The sequence below is a fragment of the Mycolicibacter engbaekii genome (assembly GCF_002101585.1).
GTDB classification, from domain to species: Bacteria; Actinomycetota; Actinomycetes; order Mycobacteriales; family Mycobacteriaceae; genus Mycobacterium; species Mycobacterium engbaekii.
Map to the genome: position 1 here is coordinate 1 of NZ_LQOT01000029.1, position 11,905 is coordinate 11,905.

Annotated in this window: 5 protein-coding genes; 3 read left to right on the forward strand and 2 right to left on the reverse strand. The window is 64.5% G+C overall.

Annotated elements, in window-relative coordinates:
* A partial coding sequence (locus AWC02_RS21885; protein ID WP_165757870.1) for a hypothetical protein occupies positions 1 to 311 on the forward strand: 311 nt, incomplete at its 5' end.
* Between the two features lie 32 nt (positions 312 to 343).
* Here AWC02_RS21885 and AWC02_RS08080 read toward each other — a convergent pair.
* Positions 344 to 3,280, reverse strand: coding sequence for an ATP-dependent helicase (locus AWC02_RS08080; protein ID WP_085128277.1), 2,937 nt, complete (start codon positions 3,278 to 3,280; stop codon positions 344 to 346).
* Between the two features lie 99 nt (positions 3,281 to 3,379).
* Complete coding sequence (locus AWC02_RS08085) at positions 3,380 to 9,310, reverse strand: DUF3320 domain-containing protein (protein WP_237160384.1); 5,931 nt, start codon at positions 9,308 to 9,310, stop codon at positions 3,380 to 3,382.
* Between the two features lie 203 nt (positions 9,311 to 9,513).
* On the opposite strand from AWC02_RS08085, the gene AWC02_RS08090 reads away from it, so the two are divergent.
* Both AWC02_RS08090 and AWC02_RS08095 read left to right on the forward strand, forming a co-directional pair.
* Complete coding sequence (locus tag AWC02_RS08090; protein WP_085128275.1) at positions 9,514 to 10,791, forward strand: hypothetical protein; 1,278 nt, start codon at positions 9,514 to 9,516, stop codon at positions 10,789 to 10,791.
* Positions 10,788 to 11,786, forward strand: a complete 999-nt coding sequence (locus AWC02_RS08095) for a restriction endonuclease (RefSeq protein WP_085128276.1) — start codon at positions 10,788 to 10,790, stop codon at positions 11,784 to 11,786. The genes AWC02_RS08090 and AWC02_RS08095 overlap by 4 nt, the downstream gene beginning before the upstream one ends.
* Positions 11,787 to 11,905: the final 119 nt, after the last annotated feature.

The following is an 11,905-nucleotide window of genomic DNA, read 5'->3' on the forward strand; positions in this document are numbered from 1 at the left end:
CGTTGCTGATTCTTCCTGCCCGAACACCGGGCATCAGAGTCGCACAACAACTGGACCACTACGAGGGGCTCACCTCAATCGACCCACACGGAACGCATCTTGACGATGCCGTCATCAAGCTGAAAGCGCTCGCAGAGTTCACGCAGAAGTTTGGTGACGAATTCCACCGTATAGAAGCCGTTGCCAAGGTCGGCAGCACGATGAAGGTTCTCGACATGACCCGGCACATAGTGCGTGAAGCGGTTCTGTACGAGGAGAAGGAGGCGGTCGAATTCTACGAATCTGACTTCGCGACCGAATACAGCATTTGAGCGAAGGCGCGTCGCAGAATCCTGCGTTGAGCCTATCGCTCCTTCCACGCGGCCGAGCAGACGTTGCGCACGTCGCATCGACGGCACTTGCCACGCCCGGGCTTCGGCTCAAACTGGCGCCGGCGCAAGGTCTCCACTGTGGCGATGATCTGCTTTTCGGCGTCTGTGATCGACTTCGCGTCGATCGGGACATCGTATTGCTTCTCGTCACCGAGGTCTTGGATGAAGGCACCACCGACGTCGAGGCCTTCCCGCCGTCCTGCCTCGGTGTATATCTGCAGTTGGAGCGGATCGATCTTTCCGCCAGTTGACGTCTTGTAGTCGACAATCGCAAGCCGGCTAATCTGCCCATCATGGTTGTCGTAGATGACGTCGGCGCGGCCTGAGATCACCGCGCCGTCGAGGTAGAGCTCGAACGGGCGTTCAGTCGCCCACGTGCGCATTAGGTCTGCCGAATGTTCGGTCACGTATCGCATGACGAGCTTGCGCGCCTTGTCCCGCATTTCCTTGTGGCTGGCCTTATTCGCGTACGGCAAGAAGAACTCGGAGTTGAGAAGCTGATTCACCTGTTGTTCGGTGGGTGCAGCACCCGTCGCCTGTGTTCGCTCAGCAAGCACCCGCATGGTGTGGTGGACGGCGTTGCCGTAGCCGAGTTCCTGCTGAATCGCCGGCATAAAGCCGAGCTCGTGCTTCAGCAGATAGCTTCGTGGGCACGTTTCGAGCGCCGCAAGGTCGCTGTACGTGATGACCAAGTCAACTTGAACCGACGATCCTTCGCCCGTCGCTGACGTGGGAGTGCCGGCGTTATTGTAAGCGTTTGCGACGTCGGCGTAGAACGGAGAGGCACCACGGCTTCTTCCATTCGGCTGCCGGGAGAAGCTCGAGAGCAGCAAAGCGTCGCGGGCTCGCGTCAGTGCCACGTAGAACAGTCGACGCTCGTCGGCGTCGCTGCCTTCGTACCGTTGTCGATCGAATCGGCCCAGTAGGTCGTTGGGAAAGTCCAGTGCGCGTCCGGTCCTGCTCGACGGGAACCGTGTCTTCACGAGTGATGGTAGGAATACCACCGGCCACTCAAGGCCTTTCGAGCCATGAACTGTCCCGAGGGCGACGGCGTCGTCTAGATTGTCTTCCTCGCCGGCAAAGTCGTCGTAGCTTCCCACTGCGTAATTGGTAAGCAAGATGGCAAGGTCCTTGTAGAACCACTCTCCGCCGCTGCGGCCACCGACCTGTTCGCCCGGCTTATCCTTGTCCTTACGAGCGCGCCAACTGATGCCCTCGTAGTCGGCGAGAACGGTGGTGAAGCGCGCAATCGTCCCGAGTCGGTTGCGCGTCAGCTCATCGGACAGATCCCAATCCTTGACCCGAAGTAACTCCATCAGGGAGTAGAAGTCCCGCACGAGACTCTCATTGAATTCACTTGCGAGAGCCTTCGCCTTCCACTTCCCGAGATACGCAGCCAACTTCGACCGCCCCGATCTCGACAGGTTGAATGCCGCACAGTAATCGTCGAGTAGTTGGTCGAGCGTGACGACCTGACGCTGCGCGTCCCTCGAAGGAGCCCAGTCGACTCCGGCGATCCACGCATAGGTTGCTCCGAACACCTGAGACTCCGGTTGTGCGAACAAACCTGATCGACCGCCAGCTTGGACGGGTATGGCCGCCTTCGCGAGAGCGCCAATCAGGGCTGGATAGGCGGATCGTCCGCGAACGAGGATCGCGATGTCCCGATACGGGAGACCGCGCGCGTGGAGGTCGAGGATCTGCCGCGCAATCTCGTCTGCTGCATCATTCTCATTCCCCGGGTCGCGAACAATCGCGACGCTAGGTCCGTCCACCTCACGAAACGGCAACATCTGCTTGTCAATCCGGCCCGGGATCGTTCTTGCGAAAAGGTTGGCAACCTCGATGATTCCGGGACGTGACCGGCGGTTGGTGAGGAGCGCGAACTGCGCAACACCGGGGTATCGGCCGGCAAAAGTGACTATGTTCTCGACCGATGACCCGCGCCACTGGTAGATCGCCTGGTCGTCGTCGCCGACCACGACGACATCCGCGTTGCCGTGCGGTTTCGCGAGCAGTTGGACAAGCCGCTCTTGCGCGGGGTTAACGTCCTGATATTCGTCCACGACGAGGTGCCTTAGAGGAAAGCTCACCGCGGCGTGGACTTCGGGGTCAGCGAGTGCCTCTACAGCCCGCACAATCTGCGTTCCGAACGACATGAACTGATGGCGATCGAGCGCCGCGTAGTACGCCTCCACCGCTGTTTTAAAATCACCGGCTGGGAGAGTCTCGACGTCAATCAGCTCATTTTCGATGACGTCGATCCCCCGCTGGAAGGTCTCGATACTCTTGAACGTGCCGATGGTAGGTGTGAGGGCGGCGATCCCGATGAACCTGCGCTGCTGGTATAGGAAATTTGTCAGCTGATTTGCGTCGAGCGGCGTGTACGTCTCGTAGCGCGGCACGTGCGTTTGCAGCATGCGAAAGCAATACGCGTGGATCGTGCCGACAAAAAGCCGACCGAGCTGATCAGTCGCACCTGGCCCCATGCGGGCGGTGGCACGCTCACGAATGCGCTCTTTCAGCTCAGCCGCTGCCTTCTCCGTGAACGTGAACGCAACAATCGACTCCGGCGCCTCACCCTCGGCGAGCAGCGATGCCACCCGCTGTGAAACAACCTCCGTCTTGCCCGATCCGGCAGCCGCGATGATCTGGATATGGCTGCCACGGTGGGTTACTGCTTTCGCCGCGTCACCTTCCAGATTTGGTATGTCTGCCTTGGGTACCTCTGGACCGCGTGTGACTGGCGCGATGCGCGGACCGGGAACAATCGGGTCCGGATGGGGAATCGCTGCAGGTTGTTTATTCGGCCGTTTCGTTGGGACCTTCGTCGATTCAGGCGCTGCAACGAACGGCTGCGGCACTGGGCGCACCGCATTCTGCGTCGGGGATACCCACTTGAACTTCATCGACTCCTCCCGGTATGTCCTCGCCCGGCATTTCTGCAGATGGGGTCGCCATCGAATCATGGCCGGAAGGCAAGACGCGACTTCTGACCAATTCTAAATTCAAGCGAGCAACGCCCGTACTGGACTCCGGTCACCGCCTTCCAAGAGACGCTTAGTTAACGCAGCTGCCAACGCATCCCCCAACCGCGCCTTAATCCCCGCTGTCATCCGCTTCCCCCCGAACAACTCCAGCGCCTCGCGCTTCAACTCCTCGGCTTCGATGCCGCCGGTCTGCTCGGCGATCACCAACATGGCGTTACCGATCTCGATCAGGCTGACCTCGTCGATTGGACGGCTCTCACCGTCAACCGGACACCGCACCACCCGCCAGCTCTCCGGGTCTATCCCAGCTGGCCAGTAGAAGCCCTCGGGATCGGAGCGGCGATAGTAGTCAGCGGGCACAAGCTGCCGGATCGCCCTACGGCGACTCTCCGCGACCCGGTTCAGGCCAAACGCTCCGGCCACCAGTTTGGCCAGCCGGTCCGGGTGGATCGGCCCCTCGGCGGCGATCACGTCGCGAATTACGCCGCGCACCATCTGCTTCAGATACTCCGCCTGCAGGTTGTCCAGCACACTGATGTCGCCGGCCATCACCGGTTCCCATTCGCGGAAGGTCTGCAGCATCGGGTGCCGCCTCGGCGCCGGCGCGGCAACAACAGGTGCTGACCGCAGCGGCGCCAGCTCCCGTGGCTCATCGACTACCCGTTCCGGCTCCGAGACCGGCGCGACCGATTCGGGTGGACCCACAATCTCGACAGGCGCGGCCTTGCGAGCCCCCGCCTCATCGACCGCCGCCTGCAGCCGCGCCACCGTCGCCTCCCGATCCTGCAGCCATTCCGGCAGCCAGACCCGTTCCACGGCTGGCCATTTCAACAGCCCCGATAACACATCGACCGGCAACCCGTCCCGGTCGGCGACCGTGCGCCGCGAATACCAGCCCGGTCCATCCAGCAGCACGGCCACCAGTGGCTCGTCGGGCGCCGCGGGATCGGCGAGCACCAGGTCCACCCGGAAGTCCGAGAGCCCGACGTCGGCCGTCACCGACAACCCGGCAGTCCGCAGCGCAGCGGCGATGTCGTCACGGTGATAGTCGAAGACCGGCTGGCGCCGGCCACCACCGCCCAGCGCGTCGACCCCGCGGGCAGCCATCTCAAGGTAGGCCTTCAAATGCTTGGTTCCGACCTGGCTGGTCTCCTCAGCGCGCAGCGCCGCCGGATCAAAACTGGAGTACAGCACCACTTCCCGCCGGGCCCGGGTAATCGCCACGTTCAGTCGCCGCTCGCCGCCGGGACGGGACAACGGCCCGAAGTTCAGCGGCACCACGCCCTTGTCGTTGGCGCTGAAAGCCACCGAGAACAAAATGGTGTCGCGTTCGTCGCCCTGGACGTTCTCCAAGTTCTTTACGAACAGCCCGTCCGGCTCATCCAACGCCGCCACCACCCGGTCATCGCCGGAGTCACGCAGCAGGTTCTCTATGAAGTCGCGCTGCTGGGCGTTGAAGGTGACCACCCCCAGCGACGGCGCCACCGACGGCGACAACGCAAAGCGCTGCCGGATGTCGGCGACGATCCGCTCGGCCTCGACTCGGTTCGTGCGCAGCGTCTTTCCCTTGCCGGAGCGCTCGAACACTCCATCGACTCGCACCAAGGACACCCCATACCCTGAGCCACCTGCCCTCGGCGCCGGGAACGAGGCCAGCCGGCCTTCGTAGTAGTGCTGGTTGGAGAACGCGATCAACGCCTCATCCTGGCTGCGGTAATGCCAGGACAGCCACTGGCGCGGCACCTGGGATTGCACGCATTCGGTGAGGATCGACTCCTCATCTACCACGGTGTCGGGGCTGTAGTCCTCGTCGTCGTCGCTGATACCGACTTCGGCGAAGCTGGTGGGCGGCATCTGCTTGCTGTCACCGACCACCACCACCGAGGTGCTGCGGCCCATCGCGCCGATCGCGTCGGGCACCCGCACTTGGGAGGCCTCGTCGAACACCACGATGTCGAACAGACCGGGTTTGGCCGGGAAGAACCGGGCCACCGAATCCGGGCTCATCAGGGTGCACGGCATGATCGTGGTGATCAGCTCGCCGAAGTTGTCCAGCAGTGCCCGGATGCTCATGCCGCCGCGTTTGCGATCGAGTTGCCTGCGCAGCCCCCCGACCTGGCCGCTCTCCGACCAGGCGTCGAAGCGACGTTCTGCCAGCAGTGCGGCCGGAATGGCCCGCGGCAACTCCTCGCGAATGGCCCGGGTGGCATCGGTGAACCTTTGGATGGTCTTGCTGTGGGCGGCCACGTCGAAGCCGGTCAGCGCATTGGCGTCGAGTCGTTCGCCGACTGACACTGCGGCAACCCCGCGGTCGAATCCGAGTGCGGCGTCCTCGGGCAGCAACCGCCCGGCCAGGATCGCCGTCCGCGCCGCGGTCATGCCGGCGGCGCGCAGCGGTTCGAGGTGGCCGACCAACCCGAGCCAATTCTCCAGTGCTGCCGATGTTTCCAGCTGCCTGGCTGGCCGCCCAGACCACCAGCGGTCGAAGAACGCACCGTCAGCCCAGTCGCGCTGGGCATCAAGCGTCACCCCAGTGGCCTGGCCGAGCCCGCTCCAGGCGGTACCGAGCCGCTCCAACGGCCCGGCCAGCACCCCGACGGGGGTGCGGGCGTAGAAGTCACGCAGGTCGGCGACCTGCGGGCCGGCGGCGTTAAGAGCGGGCACCAGCCAGACCAGCCAGTCCAGTCCGGCCCGCAGTTGCGCGGCGGACTTGGGTAGCAGCGGATTCCAGTCGCCGTCGATTAGCGTGACCGGCAGCCGGGACACCCGCCGGCGCAGATCGCTGACCAGCCCGTGAGTTTCGGCTATCGCCGCTGTGATGGTTGACAGGCCCTTGAGGTCGACGCTCGCCGCGTCGACCACCAGCACGTCGGCAAGTTGCGCCAACACCGCGCGACGGCGTTTCTTTCGCCCGAAAAACCCGGACTCATCAGCGGCCAGCGCGGCGGCGTGGATCGACGGAATGTCAAGGTCCACCGCCTGCGGGCCGGCGGTGTCCAGCCAGCTCGGGCGCTGCGCCGACAACCGAGCCACCATCTGCCCCAATGCGATCAGTTCGGCAGCCCATTCGGCCGTGTTCAAGGCATCGATACCGGGCAACGGATACCGCGGTGCGGCGGCCAGCCGTGCCCAGTCCGCCAGCGCGGTCGGCGCACCGACCCGGTCGAGCTGGGCCAGCCCGATGCCGTAGCGCTGCCCATCCTCGAGCAACGCGGCCAGTGCAGCATCGAATTCGACTGCAGCCCGGTAGGTCCCCGCAATATCGGCCGGAACCGCATCCAGAAATCCCCACGGGTGATTGGCGCCGGGTCGGGCCAGTTCGGCCACCGCCGGCAGTGCCCGCAGCAACTCCCCGATCTGCGCCATCGTCTCCGGGCTCGCCGCGGCTACCAGTTCACGCGGTACCTCCAGGGCGGCAACGTCCTGGTCGGCGGCGAGCTCTTTGGAGCGAGCTGTGTAGGCCGACAGGCCGGCGGCGTTCTCAGCGTGCAGCCGCTCGGCATAGCGGGCCAACGTGGTGCGCGCGGCCGCGGCGATCTGTTGGTTGGTGCGCAGCCGTTCGCTGTCGGCGGTGACCCGCAGTTCCAGCGCAGTTCTGATCTGTTCGCGCACCGCAGCCGGGCGGGCGGATTTGTCATGCAGGTTTAGCGAAAGCTCACCCAGCCCGACGGCGTCCAGCCGCTTCTTGACCACGTCCAGCGCGGCCTTCTTCTCCGCAACGAACAGCACCTTGCGTCCGGAGGCCATGGCGTGGGCCAGCAGGTTGGTGATGGTCTGCGATTTACCGGTTCCCGGGGGGCCTTCCAGCACGAACGTGCGGCCGGCGACCGCTTCGGCGATCGCCTGCAGCTGGGACGAGTCCGCCGGCACCGGCATCTGCGGCCGCAGCTCGTTGAGGTCGACACCCTCGGGTGCCGGCACCGGGTCGGTGTAGGCGGCCAGCGGTGTTTCGATCAAGTGGCGCACCAGGCTGTTCTCGGCTAATGCTGCCCACGACTCGTCGAGGTCTTTCCAGAGTGGGAATTTTGCGAACTGCAGGATCGCCAAATGCGCGCTTTCCTCGACGCGGAACGGGAGGCCGGCGGCGGCGATCGCACGACGTACGGCGTCGAACGTGCCGGCCAGGTCGATCCCTGAGGCGTCCTCGGCGGGATTGGCCAGCTCGGGGATCTCCAAACCGAAACTGACCCGCAGTTTTTCGATCAGGCAGTAGTTCGGGGTGGATACGCCTGCCTCATCGATGCTGAGCACATAGCGGTCACCGCGGTTGGTGGTGGACAGGTTCACCGGCACCAGCACCACCGGGGAGCGCAGCTCGCGGTCACCGAAGCGCCAGTTGAGCATCCCGAAGGCCAGGTAGAGATTGTTGGCGCCGGTCTCCTGCGTGATGGTCTTGGCTTTGTAGGCCAGGTTACGCAGCCGGGACTTATACGCTGCGGTGGTGACGTCGAGGTAGGCGCTGTGTTTGCCGGCCAGCAGATCGCTGCGCTCATCCTCGGGCAGCTCACGGCCGTAGCGGATGCCGCGCGCCACGTCCACACTGCTGACTTCGTCGGAGGCCAGCAGCTTGATGCGGGCGCCGGCGTTGATGTCGTCTTCGAAGCGGGCCAGCGCCGGGCCGGGTATCGCCAGCGCGAATCCGGCTCGCTCGGTGTAGTTGATCAGCCGGTTGCGCAGGCTCAAGTCCAGCAGGGCGTTCTTCCACTGCCGCACCCGTTCCGGCACGGCCTCCTGCGGCGTCTGCGGAACCGCCTCGGACCGTACGTACGGGGCGATAACCGGGCCGGCGCCCGGTTGATATTCGAAGACGGTGATGTTGCCGTCCCGGTCGGTGGCGTGGCTGGGAAGCGGGTAGATCCGGGCGGAACGGGCTTGGCGAACATCGGTGATCCCAAGGATGTTCGACAGATCTGTAGAGAGATGTTTGGTTCGCGGACTGGCTGTCGCTGCACTGAAATCGCCGGCCTGGGCGCCACCGGTGAGCAAGGTTGTCTCCACGAGCCGAATCTGGTCCAGGTCAACCAGGTTGACCACGTCGACGGCCTCCGTGGTTGACACATTGGGCAGCGTCGAGTCGACGCGCCAGTAGCCGAGGAACGCGTGACCGCCCAGCACCCAGATGGTCGAGTTGATCCCGGCCTGCTCCAGCACGGCGGCCATAGTCAGAGTCGTGTCCAGACAGGTGCCGAGCCGGCCCTCGAGCACCTCCGCGGGTGTGCGGACCTTCTGGCCCTCCAAACCCCAGCTGGCCGGCGGTTCGGCATAACGCACGTCGCAGTCGCGGATGGTCTCGAACACCGCCTGGGCGATTGCGTCGACCCGGGCCGGGTCGTCGCTTTGATACCCGTCGAGCGCCGAGTTTCCGGTGAGCGCCTGCAGCCGGTCGGACACCTTGAGCATCAGTGCGGTGACGGCGGCAGCGTTTGGTTGGACGTGGGCTGCCAGCATCTCCAGGGCCAGTTGCGGCGGGCGGGCCTTCCATTGGTTGCCGGCCAGGATCGTGACATCCTTCTCCGCCTCGGCGCGTACGGCGCCGTGGGCGTCGCGCAGCACGGCCCGGATCGTGCCCGGCCGCGGCTCGTCGACGCCGAGCATCGAGGCCGGGTCGAGCAGCAGGGCGACGTCGCGCAGGACGGTCGGCGCGTGGGCGGCCAGATCGAGGTGGATCTCTTTCGGCCCTCCGTGCGAGCCGTCAGCGCTGGTGACCTCTAGTTGCAGCACCGCCCCGCGCAACTCGTCGACCACGTTGTCTATCGCAACGTGGTCGATCACCGGGATACGGCAGTTCGCCATCGGGTAGCTCAAGTCGGTGACCGCATGGATCTCCATGCGTGGGCCGGTGCCCGGGGACTGAGTCCCTGCCAGCCGCTCAACGTCGGCGGGCTCCGCCTTGGCGTGCCGACCATAGGGCGCCTGATCCTGCTGTGCGCTGTGGTTGGCATCAGTCACCCTGAGCTCCTTGAGGCAAGGCGGCACCGACGACACCGGTGTCGCTTTCGCAGCAGCCTAGAGGGAGGCGCCGACAGGCGAACGAAAGCCCTACATACGCGTCATCGGTCTATACGTTCGGAGTGGCATCGCACAATCCGACCAGATTGCCGTGTCGCCGGACTTGCGTACACTCAGCGGAAACTCGCCACCGGAGGTTCCACGTGACTCACGACGACGTCGCCAGCCTGCCCGCCACTGCCACTACCGGCGAGGTTGTCGTGATGGAGCAACCGGAGGGCCTGCTCGTCGGGGGCGACCCGAAAGCCGTGGAGGCCTACCTGGAGCGCTTGCGCGAAACCGCCGGCAACGCGGTCCAGGTCGCTGGCGTCGACAAAGCGTTACTGGCGAATGCCCCTGGATTAGGTATTGGCATCGCCGCGGTGTTGCAGCAAGCCGGAAAGTTCGTACAACTACACCCGGATAGCGTGGCAGCGATCCGACGCGGGCACCTGATTCCGGGAACCGACGGTTTCTTCCGGATGATGACCCGCGGCGCCGACAACAAGTTCACGGAACAACTGCAGTGGCGGCCCGCAATGTTGGGCCCGCAGCAACTGGTATCGCTGCAAATGATCGGGGTGCAGGTCGCGCTCAAGGCTGCGATCGCCGACGTCAGCGACTCGATCCGCCGAGTAGAGAGCAAGGTCGGAGCCGTCCTTCGGCTGGCTCAGGCCGACCGTGCCGGGGATGTCCTGGCTGACAACCTGACCATCACCCGGCAGCTGTCCTACCTGGAGAAAAACGGATCGCTTCCCGACGCCTACTGGGATTCCATCGCAGGCTTGGGTCCATCCTTGAACGCCACCGCCGAACGGCTACGTAACCATGCCAGGCGTGTTCTGGACACTCTGGACCCTAATTCGTCGGTACAAGATCGAGCGAATGCGATGCGGGCCGCCATCGCCGACAGCCTCATCGGCGAGACCTTGAGTCTGCTTGTGGTGGCTGAGGAGTCGCTGTACAAGTGGCAGCGACTCCACCTAGCCCGGGTCGAGGCCACTGAGCCCAAGCATCTGCCGCAGGTGCTGGAACACACCCGCGAACTGCTGGCCTACCAGTTAGCCGAAGACGGCAAGCTATATCGGAAGGCCCACGAGGTAGTCGACGCGATCGCAAAAACGGAGGCCCTCGATGGCTTTCGGTTCTGGGCGGTCGATCAGCTTGCCGCAGATCGCGACGCCCTGCGGATCGAGCTGGATAATTTCGCCAGTGCACGACAACATCAGGTCGAGGGCTGGAATGACATGGAGACCCCCGGTGTCCGTGAGGCTGTCGATGCAGCGGTGGAGATAGCCAAGCCCGTCGCGGAAAAGGCCATCGCAGCTGCCGGTCGGGGACTGTCCAGCCTCCGAGGCTTCGTGGCGCAGCGGTTCAACCAAAAGGAAGCAGTTGGCAACGAGGAACCGTCGGCGACTCCGGAACCCGAAGTCGACCGATGACTGCGATGTGGATGGTGCGCAGCGACGGCGGTCTGCGCTACGACGATTTCCGTGACCGCAGCGCTGCCGGCATCGGGTTTCGGCAGATCGCCGCGCTCGCCAAACCCGGCGTCGACCGCAAGACTCTGGCAAAAGCCTACCGGGAGGCCGAGCCGGGCATCAAAGAACAGGCGGCGGTGGTCAGCGCCGCGCAGGTGTACCGGTTTGTCAACGAAATCGCAGTCAACGACTGGGTGATCACCTATTCGCCGGACAACCGCACCTATCTGGTCGGTACCGTCACCGGACCGGCAGAGCTCCACCAGGATTGGGCCGATCAGGGTATGGGCCTGGCCCGCCCCATCACCTGGCAGACCGTCGAGTTGAACCGCGATGATCTGAGCCCGGTGGCGAAGAACAGCCTGGGCCCAACGTTGACAGTCTTTCAGCTCTCCGAAGCGGTGCGCACTGAGGTGCTGAGCCTGCTGCACGGCACCGCAGCACCCACCCCATCGGACGACACCGTCGAGGCCGACGATCCGCTGCGTGACTTCCCTGCGTTGGCGTTCGAACAGATCAAGGACCGGGTCAGCGCACTGGATTGGTCGCAGATGCAGGAATTGGTTGCTGGAATTCTGAGGGCGATGGGCTACAAGACGCAGGTTTCCCCGCCAGGGTCGGATCTGGGGCGTGACATTTTGGCTTCGCCGGACGGGTTCGGCTTCGAACGGCCCCGGATCGTCGTCGAGGTCAAACACCGCAAGGGGCAGATGGGCAGCAAGGACATTCGCGGATTCCTGGGTGGTCGACACCCCGAGGATCGTGGGCTCTACGTGAGCACCGGCGGTTTCACCAAGGACGCCCGCTACGAGGCGGACCGCTCAACGGTGCCGCTGGCACTGTGGACGCCGCAGGAGCTGACCAAGGCATTAGTCGACAACTACGAAAACGCCGACGCGACGACTCGTAGCCTGATCACGCTGCGCCCGCTCTACGTGCCGGCAGAGGTCGGCTGACCCACGCCGCATCCTCTCCTGCTCAGCAGGGATGTAGTCGCGGTCCTGCAGGCCTGGCTGTGCACTCCTCCTGCGAACTGGCCGCACCCCCCACCCCCTGTTCACCCTCCGCGAAGACA